Consider the following 17,259-nt stretch of genomic DNA (forward strand, 5'->3'; position numbering starts at 1 on the left):
ACAGAACCATGTCTAAAAAAGTGTCCATTACTATTCCCTCAAGTCAGGGGGAACAGACGTTTTACTTCGGTCGAAAAGCCGTACTCTTATGCATGACCTCCCTGCTCTCAGTACCAATTTTGATTGGTGGTGCGACCTACATGCACCTTGAGAGTAAAAACAAGCTGGCAGCACAAGCCGGTGATGCACAAGAGTTAATCGAAACTTTGATTGTTGAAAAAGAGCAGACTGAGTTTTTATACGCGGAACAAGTTGAAACCAACCATAACCTATCTCAAGCATTGACTGAGAAAGAAGGCACGATTCAGTTACTGGGTAAGCGCGTATTCGATGTGGAGTCCGTTCTTGGCCTGGCTGATGAAGAGTTACACACCGATGAAGTTTCATTAGAAGACCGTATTGATGCTGCGGCAGTCGATTCAGCGGTAAGAGCTACCATGTTCCGCTTAATTCCTAATGATAGCCCAATGGCTTATCAACGCATCTCGTCTTCCTATGGTCGCCGTACAAACCCAATTACAGGCAAACGCCACAACCATACTGGCATCGATTTAACCTGTAAGCGCGGTGAAGATATCTTAGCGCCAGCAGATGGCGTGATTGAAACGGTTCGTCCAAGCAAGAAAGGCTTCGGTAACTTTATCACTATGCGCCATTCCTTTGGCTTCATGAGCTCTTATGCGCATCTGCAAAAATTCAAAGTTCGCAGCGGTCAGTTTGTCAGTAAAGGTGATGTGATTGCAAGTTGTGGTAACTCAGGTAACTCAACCGGACCACACCTGCATTATGAAGTACGCTTCCTTGGCCGCTCATTGAACCCTCAATACTTGATGGATTGGACACCAGAGAACTTCAATTACGTTTTTGAAAAAGAAAAAAAGGTGAAATGGGGCCCACTGGTGCAACTGATAGATAACGTGGTTCGTTTGCAGATCAACCTAACCAACGTACCTTACATCAGCTCTACTATCGATACGGTATCAAGCGAAGATAATCGAGCCTCGAGCGAGAATAACCAACAGCCTATCGTAACTAACTAGGGCGTGTGCGTTTAGCCTATGATGATCCAAAAGCATTTTACCTATAATAGGCCAAATGTATTACGAACACTCAATGCAAACAAAAAGAGCGACCAAATGGTCGCTCTTTTTTATATTCTTTCACTGCGATCAACCACGATGAATCGAGTCATGTGCTTGTTTTAAAAGACTTTGACTCTCTTGCAAGAATTGCTGTGAGTAGTCACCAAACCAGTCACTCACCTGGTTAAAACCCTCAACGAACTTGGCTTTATCTTTTCCATCTAAGATCTCAAGAGCTTCACCAAAACAACGATGGAAGCGTCGAATCATCTCTATGTTCTCATCTGAAGAGAGAATGATGTCACCGTACAAGTTCGGGTCTTGAGCAAACAGACGACCAACCATCGCAATCTCTAGACGATAGATTGGAGAGCTAAGCTTCAGAAGCTGGTCAATGTTCGGGTTCTCTTTGCTTAGGTGTAGGCCGTAAGCAAAAGAAGTAAAGTGGCGAAGTGCTTGAATCAGAGTCATGCCGTGGTCGTGCTCAGCAGCGTCCATCTGGCATAGGCTTGCGCCCCAGATACTAAATTGTTCCAGTAACCATTGGTAGCTTTCAGAGCCACGCCCATCACTGTAAACAATTACCTGCTTCGCTAGGCTTGGTACATCAGGGCCAAACATAGGGTGTAGACCAACAACAGGACCCTGGTGCATGCTCATCATTGCTTGCAGCGGTTTTGATTTTATCGATGTTAAATCACAAAGAATACAATCACTTGGCAGATTACCAAGTTTCGCGATCACACCTTCTGTTAAGTGAATTGGAACGGTAACAACCACAAGACCTGCGTTATCTAGGATTTCATCGGCTCTATCCCAATCTTGGCTACCAAGGACTTTCACTTCATAGCCAGAGAGCTTAAACATTCGGCCAAATAAGCCACCAAGCTGACCATTACCACCAACGATAACCACTGAACGCAATTCTGGGTTGAGACACTTAAAACCAGAGTCTTTTTCGCTGGCATAAGATTCACGCATAGTTCGACGCAAAACATCTTCGATGAGCTGTGGTGGAACCCCTATTTTTTCGGCTTCTTGACGACGAGACGCCAACATTGCCGCTTCACGCTCCGGCACATAAATAGGTAATCCATGTTCACTTTTCACTTCACCAACTTTCTCAACAAGAGCAAGTCGCTGAGCCAGTAAATCCAGCATTTGTTTATCGACAGCATCGATCTGGTCGCGTAATTCGTTCAGTTCAACGGCCATTTTATTCCTTACTAATCTATAAGCCCGTACCAACGCCGATCTCGTTAGCAACAGATCTTAAAGTGCCCCATTAGATGAGGCGCTTAACTTTTAAACTCTGACTAACCTTTCAAACGGTTCTCTAAGAACGGGACGAGTTCCGTATGTGCATGTTTCAATAGTGCCTCAGTTGTGTCCCAATTGATACACGCGTCGGTAATTGAAACACCGTATTTCATCTCATTGAGAGGTATATCAGAAGATTGGTTACCTTCGTTGATATGACTTTCAATCATAAGGCCGATGATCGACTTGTTACCTTCACGAATTTGGTGAATCACATCTTCAGCAACCAGAGGTTGGCGGCGGAAATCTTTGCGAGAGTTAGCATGGCTACAATCAACCATCAGTGCAGCTTCTAAACCTGATTTACCAAGCTCTTGCTCACATTCGTGTACCGATACTGAATCGTAGTTCGTTTGCTTACCGCCACGTAAAATAACATGGCCGTTTGGGTTACCTTGAGTAGTTAATAGTGCAACTTGACCTTCACGGCTGATACCCATGAAACGGTGGCTAGAAGAAGCTGCCTGCATCGCATTGATTGCGGTACCTAGATTGCCATCTGTACCATTCTTAAAGCCGATTGGCATTGAAAGACCACTTGCCATTTCACGGTGAGTTTGTGATTCCGTTGTACGTGCGCCGATCGCCGCCCAGCTGAATGTATCTGCTAGGTATTGCGGGCTGATTGGGTCTAGAGCTTCTGTTGCCAGTGGAATTTCCATCTCAGCAAGTTCAACCAGTAGTTCACGACCTACATGCAAACCATGTTCAATGTCGAAAGTACCGTCCAGATGAGGGTCGTTGATTAAACCTTTCCAACCCACTGTAGTACGAGGCTTTTCAAAGTAAACACGCATAACAATATACAGTTGATCGCTAAGTTGCTCAGATAAAGCTTTTAGGCGTTTCGCGTACTCTTTTGCCGCTTCAACATCATGAATAGAACACGGGCCACATACAACCAGCATGCGGTGGTCTTTCTTATGGATGATGTTTGCGATAGTTTGACGAGACTCTTGAATGAAACGACGAGCATTATCACTCAAAGGCAGTTTTGTTTTTAACTCCTCAGGAGTAATCAGTACCTGTTCGTCGATAATATTGACATTGCTTAATTCACTTTTCTGCATAACTCAACCTGTATATCTAATTTTACACCCAACATTTCCATTTGGGTTAACAATCTTTAAAAAACACAATAACAGCTACAAAAACGATTACAAGCGTAAACAATAAAAAACATTTTACGTAAACTTTTATTTACACTTAAGTTTTGAGTCGTTTTGATTAGATTTCTGGCTTAAACCACAGTCAATAGAAACAAAAAAGGCGATATTTCTCATATCGCCTTCTTTAAATTTGTTGAGTGTTTATTTATCACTCATCGTTTAGCATTCGTTTAATCTGCTCCGAAGCCTCTTTCCATCCGGCATCAGAGTGAAGAGTCGGTAAATCAAAGTTGTGTTTTTTAAGCAATGAGTTGGCTAAAGACACCTCTTGAATCGCTAAGTGATCAAGAGCCTCAATTTGTGCATCTCGTTTATTACACATCAACACCATGTCACAACCCGCATTCAAAGCTGCTTTTGCTCTGTCGGCAGGTCCGCCCATAATCGCAGCGCCTTCCATCGTTAAATCATCAGAGAAGATCAGGCCTTTAAAGCCCAGTTTTTGTCTCAATACTTTCTGTAACCAATATTGAGAGCCACTTGCTGGTTGGTCATCGTAATGAGAGAAAACCACGTGCGCAGGCATCATCGCATCTAATATTCCCACTTCAATTTGCGCCTTAAAAATCGCCATATCAGTTTCAAAGATATCGTCTCGAGGGTCGTAAGGGGTTTCAAGGTGCGAATCGGCTATCACACCACCATGACCAGGGAAGTGCTTTCCAGTTGTCGCCATACCAATGGACTTCATGCCTTTGATGAATGCACTACTGTGACGAACGATGGTATCGATATCTTCACCAAATGCTCGGTTACCAATCGCTTTACATTGATGACCTTTATCTAATACTGGTGCAAAACTTAGATCGATATCGTGAGCAATCAGCTCCGCTGCCATCAACCAGCCTGCTTGTTCTGCTAATTGTTCACCATTGTTGTGAGTCGCGAACTCTTGAGCGGCAGGAATAGTAGAAAAACCATCGCGAAAACGCTGTACTCGTCCACCTTCTTGGTCAACACCAATTAAAATAGGACGCTTAGCCGCTTTGCGAATCTCTTTATTTAATGCCGATAGCTGCTTGCTATCGTGGTAGTTTCTAGCAAATAAAATGAGACCACCAACGGTTGGGTGCTCTAAAATTTCTTTGTCTTCCGCAGTCAGTTCGTAGCCTGCAACATCAACCCACAAAGGTCCCATATTTATCCCTTATTTAACCTAATTTCATAAACTTCCCGAGATTATTCTCTTTAAATTTGCTTTACAATGTTTTTAAACCAATCTGTGGAAGGCTTTAGAAATGCAGTGTAAGAGCGTAGAGTTAAATCATAAAGAACTGTATATCGGCGTGATGTCGGGCACGAGTATGGACGGCGTTGATACGGCACTGGTGTCGATAGAAGACAACCGGATCACACTGCTTGCTAATGATGAGTTTCCAATGCCAAAGCAACTCAAAACACGCTTGCTGGATATATGTATTGGTCAGAAAACTGACTTGATTGCCATTGGTGAGCTCGACCACCAGCTTGGCCACCTATTTGCTGATGCCGTTCTACAGCTTCTCGCCAAGTCAGAGACTCCAGCATCCGCTGTCACTGCAATTGGCAATCACGGTCAAACGGTATTCCACCAACCAACAGGCGACTCTCCCTTTACCATGCAGTTAGGCGATGCCAACGTTATTGCCGCTAAAACCGAGATTCAAACCGTCGCTGATTTCAGACGTAAAGACATGGCGCTTGGTGGACAAGGTGCACCACTGGTCCCCGCTTTTCACCATACTATTTTTCAGCCGCAAGAGAGCTCAGTTGTGGTGCTGAACATTGGTGGCATATCGAATATTTCAGTACTGCGCCCCAATCAACCAACACTTGGTTATGATACTGGCCCTGGCAATATGTTGATGGACGCTTGGGTAGACAAGCACACAGGTGAAAAATTTGACCGCGACGCTCAGTTCGCACTTCAAGGCCAGAACAATCAAGCCTTATTAAAACAACTACTGGAAGAGTCTTATTTATCTCTAACACCACCGAAAAGTACAGGTAGAGAGCTATTCAACCTGCCTTGGTTAGAGCAACAATTAACAGAATGTAATGACATCTCAGTACAAGATGTCCAACGCACGCTTTGCGAATACACGGCTTTGACGATAGCCAATGAAGTCGAGGCTTACCGCTTAGGCAGCGCACCAGCATTGTATGTATGTGGTGGTGGAGTTAGAAACCCGCTATTGATGAAGAGGCTGTCTGAGCTTCTACCAAGCTGGGAGGTTGCCTCAACCACCAGCAAAGGTGTAAACGCTGACTATATGGAAGCCATGGCTTTTGCTTGGCTTGCTCAGCGTCATGTTCATCAACTACCAAGTAATTTACCAGAAGTGACTGGTGCAAGCAGAGCTGCCTCTCTAGGCGTTCTATACAGTGCTAACTAAACCATTTTAGAATCATCATTTAAGGATCATTATGAGTAACGACGCTCTCATATCAGCGCTCTCGCACCTCGTTTCGGAGGGGAGAAACCCTGACACTATGGATATTGATCTACTCACTTCACTTGAAGTGGTCGAAAAGATTAACCAACAAGACAAACAAGTCCCATTGGCGATCGAAGCTGAGCTACCACAAATTGCTAAAGCCGTTGATAAAATCGCTCACGCCTTTCAAAACGGGGGACGACTGATTTATATGGGTGCGGGCACCAGTGGTCGATTGGGCGTATTAGATGCCTCAGAGTGCCCGCCTACATTTGGCGTTTCTGACAAAATGGTTATCGGCCTTATCGCTGGCGGACCAGAAGCTATTTTGAAAGCAAAAGAAGGGGCTGAAGATTCACTGACGTTAGGTATCGATGATCTGAAAGCGATTCAATTTTCAGAAAAGGATGTTGTGGTTGGTATTGCGGCAAGCGGACGCACACCTTACGTGATTGGTGCACTCAACTACGCCAATCAAATCGGTGCGGTGACGGTTGCTCTGTCTTGTAATCCTGATTCACCAATTGCTGATATTGCTCAGATCGCGATAAGCCCGGTGGTTGGCCCCGAAGCCTTAACAGGGTCAACAAGGCTGAAATCTGGTACAGCGCAAAAACTAGTCCTTAATATGCTGACCACCGCAAGCATGATTCGCATTGGTAAGAGCTACCAGAACCTGATGGTCGACGTAAAAGCAACCAACGAAAAGCTAGTAGCCCGCGCTGCTCGTATCGTTATTCAAGCAACCGAATGTGATAAAGCGTTGGCAGTGTCGACGCTTAAAACTACCGATTATGACGTAAAACTTGCGATCTTGATGATTCTGACCGGGCTTGATTTGCAAGCGGCTAAGGCTCAACTGGATCAGCAGAACGGCTTTTTAAGAAAAGCGGTCGAGAATAATCAGTAAATGTCGGATTAATCTCCGATGCTGATGAAAGCGTGAGACAAAAAACCAGTACGCATAAGGTACTGGTTTTTTTTTAATTTAAGCTTGATGATTCCGCTTAAGAGATGTGACTAATCACGAGCGAGGTTAGTGGTCGTTTGAAAACTCATCCCAGCCACGTTGCCACTCCATTCGGAAACGCTGGGCATCTTCGGTCCCAGAACAAACACCTTCATACACCTGACCTGATAAGCCAATCTGATAAGCGTGGTTCGAGTTACAATATTCAGTCACACCGACTTGATAACCTTCGTTGTAGCTTGCTTGGTCAACGGCACCCAGCTCTGCCATCTTTGAATATGAGCGTTGAGTGTTGCCTTTAATACCATCACGGTAGCCAATCTCTTGCCAGTTACCTTCTGCCGCTAAGTCTTGAACATTGGCGCTGCATCCTGCAAGGCTAAATGCTACGGCGAATAGTGCTATTATCTTTTTCATTTCAATCCTTTATATTTCCCTAGCCACTTCTAAATGAAGCTTTACCTCTGTTAGTAATTCTCCGCTGAACGGGGGCTGATGTCCACTAATCTCTGTTATCTACCGTTGATCTTTATTGCGCGCCATTTAATACTCCCCATCGACCACTTAACAGAAGCACGATACTTCTCAACACTTCTACCCCACCACTCAACAAAGGTCACAAACCACTAAACCAGTTATAACACCACTTAATTAGCTATTCGACCACTCGCTCCAGTAGCGGAAGTTTCTTTTCATACACTCCTCTAATATACACCCTGACTTAATTAATACATTCAGGGATAATAAATTATGATGTGGTTTCTTACCTGTGTCGCAGCACTCATTGGTGGCTACTTTATTTACGGTACCTTTATCGAGAAGATTTTCGGTATCAATGAAAAGCGCCAAACACCCGCTCACACTAAGCAAGACGGTGTGGACTACGTTCCAATGTCGACTCCAAAGGTTTACCTAGTTCAACTGCTTAACATTGCAGGTGTAGGTCCAATCTTTGGTCCTATCATGGGTGCCCTATACGGCCCAGCAGCAATGCTATGGATCGTGCTAGGTTGTATCTTCGCAGGTGCAGTACACGACTACTTCTCAGGTATGTTATCCATCCGTAATGGCGGTGCTTCGGTTCCAACCATCACTGGACGTTACCTAGGCAATGGTGCAAAACACTTTATGAATATCTTTGCCATTGTTCTACTGCTTCTAGTTGGTGTGGTATTCGTTTCTGCCCCAGCAGGCATGATCACGAACCTAGTGAACGACCAAACTGATTTCGCGATGTCTGCAACGACTATGGTTGTTGTTATCTTTGCTTACTACATCATCGCAACGATTGTCCCTGTCGATAAAATCATTGGTCGCTTCTACCCACTGTTCGGTGCTCTGCTTATCTTCATGTCGGTAGGTCTAATCACCGCAATTGGTTTCTCTGATGAGCACCAAATCATGGGTGGCTTTGAGATCAGCGACATGTTCACCAACATGAACCCTAACGATCTACCACTATGGCCTGCTCTATTCATCACTATCGCTTGTGGTGCAATATCTGGCTTCCACGCTACTCAGTCACCACTGATGGCGCGTTGTATGGAAAATGAGAAGAACGGTCGCTTCGTATTCTACGGTGCAATGATTGGTGAAGGCATCATCGCTCTTATCTGGTGTGCACTTGCACTATCGTTCTTCGGTTCAGTGGAGTCTCTATCTGAAGCGGTAGCAAACGGCGGTCCAGGTAACGTTGTATACAGCGCTTCATTTGGCCTACTAGGTGTATTCGGCGGCATCCTTGCTTTCCTAGGTGTGGTTATCCTACCAATCACATCTGGTGATACTGCATTCCGCTCAAGCCGTCTAATCCTTGCTGAATACTTCAACATGGAACAGAAGACACTGCGTAACCGCCTACTAATGGCTCTACCACTGTTCGTTATCGGTGGCATCCTGACTCAAGTAGACTTCGGTATCATCTGGCGCTACTTCGGTTTCGCTAACCAATCAACAGCAGTAATGATGTTGTGGACAGCGTCAGCTTACCTACTACGTCACAACAAACTGCACTGGGTAACGACGGTTCCAGCTATCTTCATGACGTCTGTGTGTATCACATTCATCCTGAACAACAGCCAACTTGGTTTCGGCCTACCTATGCAAGTCTCAACTATCGTTGGTGTGATTAGTGCGTTGGGTGTTGCGGCTTACGTAATCAAGATTTCTAAAGGCAAAGGCGAAACTGACCTTGCTAATGAAGAAAAAGAAGCAAAAGGCGAGACCAAAACAGCCTAGTTCTTAGACTCTTTGCAAAAGAGACCAGTCTTCATAGAAAGACAAGAACAACCAAACACAACTTCGCTTGTTCCGGCAATCACTTAGTGATTCATGGATATTAAGACTAAAGCCCATCCCCTGTGATGGGCTTTATTGTCTGTACTGGTTAAGCAAGAAAGTGAGAAGCGCTAATCGCTCGAGAAAAGCCTTACAAACAAAAGCAAAACTACCCTTACCACACAATGAGCTTTACACTTAACAAGCGTCTCGATAGGTGAAAATATGGAACTCATTCTCTCTCTGCTTCAACAAACCTGTGTCTACTTAGTGATCGCTTACATGCTAAGTAAAACCCCACTGATTCTTCCATTATTGAGCATCTCTTCACGCTTAAGCCACAAGATCAGTTGTTACGTTCTGTTCTCTCTATTCTGCATTATGGGCACCTATTTCGGCCTACAGATAAATGACGCCATCGCCAACACACGTGCAATGGGCGCGGTGATGGGTGGCCTGTTTGGTGGGCCTGTGGTTGGCTTTGCAGTGGGTTTTACCGGCGGGATTCATCGCTACTCATTAGGTGGCTTCACCGACTTAGCATGTGCGATTTCAACCACTGCAGAGGGCCTAATTGGTGGTTTGCTGCATGTGTACTTAGTCAGAAAGAACAAATCCAGCCAGCTATTTAATCCGATGGTAGTGTTCTCTGTGACACTATTTGCAGAGATCATTCAAATGTTGATTCTGCTTGCGGTCGCCAAACCGTTTGAACAGTCTTACGCGCTGGTTTCCGACATTGCAGCGCCGATGATCATTGCCAACTCTGTGGGTGCTGCACTGTTCATGAGTATCATCCAAGACCGTAAAACCATCTTTGAGAAATACTCAGCAACCTTCTCGCGCCGCGCACTGACCATTGCCGAACGTTCGGTGGGTATTCTTCATGGTGGTTTCACGTCTGATAATGCGCAGAAGATCGTGCGTATCATCTACGAAGAGACCAACGTAGGTGCTGTAGCAATCACCGACCGAGAGAAAATTCTCGCTTTCGTTGGCATCGGCGATGAGCACCATATTCCAAACACCCCTATTTCATCGCAAAGCACACTGACTTCGATGGAACAGAACGACATCATCTACCTGGATGGTAAAGAGAACCCGTACCAATGCTCTCTCTCGCAAGATTGTAAGTTGGGGTCAGCGCTGATTATCCCACTACGTGCTGGTAACGAAGTCGTCGGTACCATCAAGCTGTATGAGCCTAAGCTGAAGCTGTTTTCAACCATCAACATGTCGATGGCTGAGGGTATTGCTCAGCTGTTATCGAGTCAAATCCTGTTCAGCAACTATCAACAACAACAAACCCTGCTCACTCAAGCTGAAATTAAGCTGCTACACGCACAGGTCAATCCGCACTTCTTGTTTAATGCGCTCAATACGATTAGCGCCGTTACTCGCCGTGACCCAGATAAAGCACGTGAGCTCATTCAGCACCTGTCTCACTTCTTCAGAAGTAACCTTAAACAGAATATCAAAACCGTTAAGCTCAAAGATGAACTCGCGCACGTTAATGCGTACCTGACGATTGAAAAGGCACGTTTTACTGACCGCTTAGAAATTGAATGGGACATAGACCCACAACTGTATGAGTCACAACTGCCAAGCTTTACCCTGCAACCCCTAGTTGAAAACGCCATTAAACATGGGATTTCAAACATGCTGGAAGGCGGCAAAGTAAAGATCTATAGCGAAGCTTTCCAAGGCGGATTTAGACTGATCGTCGAAGACAATGCTGGTAACTACCAGAAGCCATCTCAAGATCATGTTGGATTAGGGATGGAAATTGTTGATAAACGACTCACTAATTTCTTTGGACAAGACTCAGCACTAAAAATAGAATCTCAACCACAGCAATTTACTCGAATGAGCTTTATCATACCTATACTAAAATAATGGTGTTTTCGTAGGTAATCACTTCTCAGTAGCGACATTTAGAAGCAGGCATTAAAAAGATAAGCGGAATAAGCAGGGACAGAACAAAAATGAAGATTGCAGGATGTTAAAAGCACTCGTTATCGATGATGAGCTTTTTGCTCGCGAAGAGCTGATTGAGTTACTGACTGAAACGGGAGAAGTGGAAGTCATCGGTCAAGCAAGCAACGCGATCGAAGGACTTAAGCAGATCAACCTTCTTAAACCCGACGTGGTGTATCTAGATATTCAGATGCCTCAAGTTACGGGTATTGAGTTGTTGAGTATGCTTGACCCAGATACCATGCCTTACGTGGTATTTGTGACTGCTTACGACCAATATGCGATTCAAGCCTTTGAAGACAACGCCTTTGATTACCTACTTAAACCCGTTGAGCCCTGCCGACTCAATAAAAGTGTCTCTCGACTGAACAAAGTCGTTAAGCAGAACCAAAAAGCACCAGAGCAAGATGTTGCTTCGATTGCCCCTTCCCGCTTAGAACAGATTCCATGCATTGGTCACAACCGTATTGTGATCATTGCGAGCCAAAGTGTCGAGTGTGCCTATTCTGATATCAGCGGCGTGCATGTTCGCTGTTCATCGCAAACGGCCACTTCACAGTTGACGCTAAAGATCTTGGAAGAGAAAACCGATTTGATCCGCTGTCATCGACAATATTTGATCAACATAAAATCGATCCAAGAGATCAAATTGCTCGAACATGGATTAGCAGAGATCATCACGCTTACCGGCTTTGAAGTACCTGTGAGTCGTCGCTATCTCAAGACACTAAAAGAACAACTTGGTATCCAATAGCTTATCAAAGCGGGCGATCAAAAAAGCCAACGCATCAACGTTGGCTTTTTACTACTTGCAAATCGACTGTATGACGAGTCGTTAATGTCACAAATCGATAGAGATTAATCGACTTGTTTAATCTGTAGTTCTTTTGGTACTTCGAAGAACATGTTCTCTTCACGACCTTGAATCTCTTCAACGTCGGTAGCGCCTAGCTCACGAATGCGATCTAAGATTTGATTTACTAGCTCTTCAGGAGCAGATGCGCCAGCCGTTACACCGATTTTCTTCTTGCCTTCAACCCATTCTGTTTGAATATCTTCAGGGCAATCCGTTAGGTAACCAGGTGTGCCTAGTTTCTCAGCCAACTCTTTCAAACGTGTTGAGTTCGATGAGTTCTTAGAACCAACGACAATCACAACGTCAACGTCGTTTGCCATCTCACGCACAGCGTCTTGACGGTTTTGAGTCGCGTAACAGATGTCATCTTTACGAGGGCCTTGAATCTCAGGGAAGACACGACGTAGCTCTTCGATTACGTCAGCTGTCTCATCAACAGATAGCGTCGTTTGGCTCACATAGTGCAGGTTAGTTGGATCGTTTACCACTAGGTTTTGCACGTCCTCTGGTTTCTCAACCAAGTACATACCACCCGTTTGGCTCGCGTATTGACCCATAGTACCTTCAACTTCAGGGTGGCCTGCGTGACCAATCAACACCACTTCCATATGTTTGCGGCTCGCACGAGCAACCTCCATATGTACTTTAGTTACTAAAGGACACGTTGCATCGAATACCGTTAGCTCGCGCTCTTTCGCTTCTTTACGAACCGCTTGAGACACGCCGTGAGCAGAGAAGATCACGATGTTATCGTCTGGTACTTCACTAAGTTCTTCGACAAAAATAGCACCGCGTTGTTTTAGCCCCTCAACAACAAAGCGGTTGTGTACCACTTCATGACGAACGTAGATCGGTGGCTGATACATTTCGAGTGCGCGTTCGACAATGCTGATCGCACGATCAACACCGGCACAAAAGCCACGAGGGTTAGCTAGCATTATTTTCATTTCATTGCTCATCATTTACCGCGGTACTAAGGTTGTTTCTATAGATTTCGCCGTCGGCGAGACTCGCATTCTACAGTGAAGCGCCTAGACAGTGAAGCTCTGGGTGACATCACAGCTGTTAGGCGGTGTTATTCTAACGTTCAGAGAGTTAGTCGACAGCTAAGATATTGACGTCAAAGGTAACATCTTGGCCTGCAAGTGGATGATTAAAATCAACCGTCACAGAGTCGCCAGCGATCTCTGTGATAATACCTGGGATTTCCATACCGTCAGGGCCAGAAAATGCCATGATAGTGCCCACTTCAACCTCAGAGTCACCAACAAATTTAGCACGATCCATATGGTGGATATGATCTGGGTTAGGCATACCAAACGCATCTTCCGCTTTTAGGTCGATAGACTTTTCAGTACCTGCTTCAAGCCCAAGTAAGCACGCTTCAAAGTTCTCGCTTAGGCTACCATCGCCCATCACGAACCTCGCCGGTTTGCCCATATTTTCGGTACTATCGGCAACTGAACCATCCTTCATCTTAATCGTAAAATGTAGGGTTACTGCTGAATCATTTTTAATTGCTGCCACGTTACTTTCCTTAGACTTCTTTATTATTTGAGGATGCATTTTGCTTTGCTTCCTTGTGGACTGAAGCATAAAAAAAAGCGCCACCGGAATCAACCGACAGCGCTTAGGGCTATTCTATTCTGTGAGTCATAGACTAACTTTAGAGCATCTATTTAAAAGCTATTTGCTTTCATCTTTCTTACGGAAACCATCTAGAATGATCATCGCGGCACCAATACAAATTCCCATATCAGCTAAGTTGAATGCTGGCCAGTGGTAAGTGCCCCAGTAGAAATCTAAGTAATCGACAACAAAACCATGTACGACACGGTCAAATACATTACCTACCGCACCACCAATGATGATGGCATAAGCGATGTTGTTCCACTTTTCTGTCGCTGGTAGCTTGCTCATCCAGTACGTCAGCATACCCGTTACAGCAAAGGCAATACCGCTAAATAGCCAACGCTGCCAACCACTTTGATCACTCAAAAAGCTGAATGCGGCGCCGTAGTTGTGAACGTACAAAAAGTTAAAGAAAGGCAACACTTCAATACGGTTTGCCCAGCCATAACCCATGTTGTCCATGACAAAAAGTTTGATGCCAATATCTGCAAGAAAAACCAGCAGAGCTAACCATAACCAACGTACACCAGATTGTTTTAACGAAACTTCACTCATTTCTATTCCTAGTATTTACGAAGCGATTCCTCATTCGCACACTCGGTTTGAGTCGCTATGAATAATCAGCTTGGTTAAACACATTTCCTATAACTAAAAATAACCCCAGTTGATACTGGGGCTATGATTTTTACAAAAAGTTCAGTCTTTCTCTGAGTCGTTATGCGAACTTACGCACTTCGCCTTCACCATCAACGTTTGATACACAGCGGCCACAGATCTTCTCGTGTCCCTCAATTGTACCTACGTCTGGTGTGTGGTGCCAACAACGGTCACACTTCTCAGCTTCTGTTGCTGCAACTTCAACGAATAGACCTTCAACGTCTGTCGCTTGAGCCGCATCAGACTTCTCGCTCAGTGGCTTAACAACCGCAGCAGAAGTGATAAGCACGAAACGTAGCTCATCTTCTAGCTTGTTAATCTTAGCCGCTAGTGCATCGTCAGCGTATAGCGTTACTTCAGCTTGCAGTGCACCACCGATTGTTTTCTCTTTACGAGCGTCTTCAAGAAGCTTGTTCACAGCGCCACGAACCGTTTGGATTTCAGCCCAAAATTCGTTGCTTAGCTCTTCGCCTTCAGCAAGACCGAATAGGCCTTCGTACCATTCGCCAGTAAATACGAACTTGTCACGAGCGCCAGGCATCTCGTTCCAGATTTCATCTGCAGTGAACGACATGATAGGCGCCATCCAACGAACTAGAGCTTCTACGATGTAGTAAAGCGCAGTCTGACAGCTACGTTGAGCATGGCTGCCCTGTTTTGCTGTGTACTGACGGTCTTTGATTACGTCTAGGTAGAAAGAACCCATTTCGATAGAACAGAACTGCATTAGACGCTGAGTTACACCGTGAGTGTTGTACTCGCCGTATGCTTTCACGATCTCTTCTTGTGCAGCTTGAGCACGGCCAACAGCCCAGCGATCAAGTGCAACCATCTCTTCAGCAGGCACTAGGTCAGTTTCAGGGTTGAAACCGCTTAGGTTCGCTAGGAAGAAACGAGCTGTGTTACGAATACGACGGTAAGCATCAGCAGAACGCTTCAGGATTTCATCAGAAACCGCTACTTCACCCGTGTAGTCCGTAGAGGCAACCCATAGACGTAGGATATCTGCGCCTAGTTTGTTGGTTACGTCTTTAGGAGCAACAACGTTACCGATAGATTTAGACATCTTACGGCCGTTACCATCTACTACGAAACCGTGCGTTAGCACTTGCTTGTATGGTGCTTCGTCTTTCATCGCGATAGATGAAATTAGAGAAGACTGGAACCAACCACGGTGTTGGTCAGAACCTTCAAGGTAAAGATCTGCACTGTTACCGTTGTACTCTTCACGAGAATCAACAACAGAGAAGTGTGTAACACCTGAATCGAACCATACGTCTAGTGTATCTAGCACTTTTTCGTACTTGTCTGCGTCTTCAGCGCCCATTAGGTCTGCTGCGTCTACATCCCACCAAGCTTGAATGCCTTTCTCTTCAACTAGCTTCGCTACTTTTTCGATTAGCTCAGAGCTATCTGGGTGAAGTTCTGACGTTTCTTTATGAACGAACAGAGCAATTGGCACGCCCCAAGTACGTTGACGAGAGATACACCACTCAGGGCGACCTTCGATCATACCTTCAATACGGCTTTGACCCCACTCAGGCATCCACTCAACATTCTTCGTTGACTCTAGTGCTTTTGCACGTAGGCCAGCTTGATCCATAGAGATGAACCACTGTGGTGTTGCACGGAAGATGATTGGAGTTTTGTGTCTCCAACAGTGTGGGTAGCTGTGCTCGTAAGCGTGGTGATGCAGAAGTGCACCTTTCTCTTTTAGAACTTCTAAAACAGAGTCGTTCGCTTTAAATACGTGCTGACCAGCAAATAGCTCGGTATCTGGCAGGTAGACGCCGTTAGAGCCTACTGGGTTAGCGATTTCTAGGTTGTATTTCTTACCAACCACGAAATCCTCTTGACCGTGACCAGGCGCAGTGTGAACCACACCAGTACCTGAATCAGTCGTCACGTGATCACCTAGGATCGCAGGAACTGTGAAGTCGTAGAACGGGTGATTGAACTGAGAAAGCTCAAGATCAGCACCAGTTGCAAAACCTAGGTTATGGAAGTGCTCGATACCCGCACGATCCATTACGTCTTTTGCTAATTCAGAAGCAACAACGATACGTTGAGCTGGCTGGTCGCCATTCGCTTCAACTTGGATAAGTACGTATTCAAGATCGTCACGTAGACATACTGCGCGATTAGCCGGCAGAGTCCATGGTGTTGTTGTCCAGATAACGATAGAGATTTCGCCTTGACCAGCGTGGCCGTCAGCTAGAGAGAATTTATCTAGAAGCGCCGCTTCGTCAGCTGCAGTAAATTTCACATCGATAGATGGAGATACTTTATCTTTGTATTCAACTTCAGCTTCAGCCAGAGCAGAACCACAGTCAGTACACCAGTGAACAGGTTTGAAACCTTTCAGTAGGTGACCTTTGTCTGCGATTTTACCTAGAGAACGAATGATGTTCGCTTCTGTACCGAAATCCATGGTGCGGTAAGGTTTGTCCCACTCGCCCATGATACCAAGACGTTTGAAGCTCTCTTTTTGACCTTCCACTTGGCCCGCAGCGTACTTACGACACTCTTCGCGGAATTCAGCAGCCGAAATCTTCTGACCTGGCTTACCTTTCTTCTTCTCAACCATTAGTTCGATTGGAAGACCGTGACAGTCCCAACCGGGGATGTACGGTGCATCAAAACCAGAAAGGGTCTTAGATTTAATAATAATGTCTTTAAGAATCTTATTCAGCGCGTGGCCAATGTGAATATCGCCGTTCGCGTATGGAGGGCCATCATGCAGTACGAAAGATTTTTTACCTTTCTTTGCCTTACGGATTTCGCCGTAAAGATCTTCTTTGTACCAACGCTTAAGCATTTCTGGTTCTCGATTTGCCAGATTGCCGCGCATTGGGAACCCTGTTTCTGGTAAGTTCAGGGTATCTTTATAATCACTCATCGA

14 protein-coding genes are annotated in these 17,259 nt (G+C 45.2%); 6 read left to right on the forward strand and 8 right to left on the reverse strand.

Translation table 11 applies throughout. The annotated features are described in order from the left end of the window. The first annotated feature begins 8 nt into the window (after positions 1–8). Positions 9–1,040 carry a M23 family metallopeptidase gene (locus tag A3712_RS10275; protein ID WP_063523347.1) on the forward strand — a complete coding sequence of 344 codons (1,032 nt, stop codon included), beginning with the start codon at positions 9–11 and terminating at the stop codon, positions 1,038–1,040. A 129-nt stretch (positions 1,041–1,169) separates the two neighbouring features. Here the strand turns inward: A3712_RS10275 and tyrA are convergent, their stop codons facing one another. From tyrA to nagZ, 3 genes are all read right to left on the reverse strand, one after another. Beyond that, on the reverse strand, positions 1,170–2,297 hold the full coding sequence (gene tyrA, locus A3712_RS10280) for a bifunctional chorismate mutase/prephenate dehydrogenase (protein ID WP_063523348.1): 1,128 nt from the start codon (positions 2,295–2,297) through the stop codon (positions 1,170–1,172). Between the two features lie 101 nt (positions 2,298–2,398). Continuing rightward, positions 2,399–3,472 carry a 3-deoxy-7-phosphoheptulonate synthase gene (locus tag A3712_RS10285; RefSeq protein ID WP_063523349.1) on the reverse strand — a complete coding sequence of 358 codons (1,074 nt, stop codon included), beginning with the start codon at positions 3,470–3,472 and terminating at the stop codon, positions 2,399–2,401. A gap of 247 nt (positions 3,473–3,719) precedes the next feature. Further along, on the reverse strand, positions 3,720–4,709 hold the full coding sequence (nagZ, locus tag A3712_RS10290; protein WP_063523350.1) for a beta-N-acetylhexosaminidase: 990 nt from the start codon (positions 4,707–4,709) through the stop codon (positions 3,720–3,722). A 100-nt stretch (positions 4,710–4,809) separates the two neighbouring features. On the opposite strand from nagZ, the gene A3712_RS10295 reads away from it, so the two are divergent. Beyond that, positions 4,810–5,946 carry an anhydro-N-acetylmuramic acid kinase gene (locus A3712_RS10295; protein WP_063523351.1) on the forward strand — a complete coding sequence of 379 codons (1,137 nt, stop codon included), beginning with the start codon at positions 4,810–4,812 and terminating at the stop codon, positions 5,944–5,946. A 31-nt stretch (positions 5,947–5,977) separates the two neighbouring features. Then, positions 5,978–6,898 (forward strand): N-acetylmuramic acid 6-phosphate etherase, encoded by a 921-nt coding sequence (murQ, locus tag A3712_RS10300; RefSeq protein ID WP_004739508.1) that lies wholly within the window; start codon positions 5,978–5,980, stop codon positions 6,896–6,898. 126 nt (positions 6,899–7,024) lie between these two features. Here the strand turns inward: murQ and A3712_RS10305 are convergent, their stop codons facing one another. After that, positions 7,025–7,375, reverse strand: a complete 351-nt coding sequence (locus tag A3712_RS10305) for a DUF2799 domain-containing protein (RefSeq protein ID WP_063523352.1) — start codon at positions 7,373–7,375, stop codon at positions 7,025–7,027. Positions 7,376–7,708: 333 nt separating this feature from the next. On the opposite strand from A3712_RS10305, the gene A3712_RS10310 reads away from it, so the two are divergent. The 3 genes from A3712_RS10310 to btsR all read left to right on the forward strand — a co-directional run bounded on the left by A3712_RS10310 (position 7,709) and on the right by btsR (position 11,966). Beyond that, positions 7,709–9,196, forward strand: coding sequence for a carbon starvation CstA family protein (locus tag A3712_RS10310; protein WP_063523353.1), 1,488 nt, complete (start codon positions 7,709–7,711; stop codon positions 9,194–9,196). Positions 9,197–9,460: 264 nt separating this feature from the next. Continuing rightward, entirely contained in the window at positions 9,461–11,131 is a 1,671-nt protein-coding gene (locus A3712_RS10315) for a sensor histidine kinase (protein ID WP_063523354.1), read from the forward strand. Between the two features lie 103 nt (positions 11,132–11,234). Next, positions 11,235–11,966, forward strand: a complete 732-nt coding sequence (btsR, locus tag A3712_RS10320; protein ID WP_063523355.1) for a two-component system response regulator BtsR — start codon at positions 11,235–11,237, stop codon at positions 11,964–11,966. A 104-nt stretch (positions 11,967–12,070) separates the two neighbouring features. Here the strand turns inward: btsR and ispH are convergent, their stop codons facing one another. From ispH to ileS, 4 genes are all read right to left on the reverse strand, one after another. Continuing rightward, positions 12,071–13,027, reverse strand: coding sequence for a 4-hydroxy-3-methylbut-2-enyl diphosphate reductase (gene ispH / locus A3712_RS10325; RefSeq protein WP_081090359.1), 957 nt, complete (start codon positions 13,025–13,027; stop codon positions 12,071–12,073). A gap of 136 nt (positions 13,028–13,163) precedes the next feature. Next, positions 13,164–13,595 (reverse strand): FKBP-type peptidyl-prolyl cis-trans isomerase, encoded by a 432-nt coding sequence (gene fkpB, locus A3712_RS10330; RefSeq protein ID WP_157618739.1) that lies wholly within the window; start codon positions 13,593–13,595, stop codon positions 13,164–13,166. A 159-nt stretch (positions 13,596–13,754) separates the two neighbouring features. Next, entirely contained in the window at positions 13,755–14,255 is a 501-nt protein-coding gene (gene lspA, locus A3712_RS10335; RefSeq protein WP_063523357.1) for a signal peptidase II, read from the reverse strand. A gap of 160 nt (positions 14,256–14,415) precedes the next feature. Then, on the reverse strand, positions 14,416–17,256 hold the full coding sequence (ileS, locus tag A3712_RS10340; RefSeq protein ID WP_063523358.1) for an isoleucine--tRNA ligase: 2,841 nt from the start codon (positions 17,254–17,256) through the stop codon (positions 14,416–14,418). Positions 17,257–17,259 lie beyond the last annotated feature (3 nt).

It is taken from the genome of Vibrio sp. HI00D65, assembly GCF_001635455.1.
GTDB lineage: Bacteria > Pseudomonadota > Gammaproteobacteria > Enterobacterales > Vibrionaceae > Vibrio.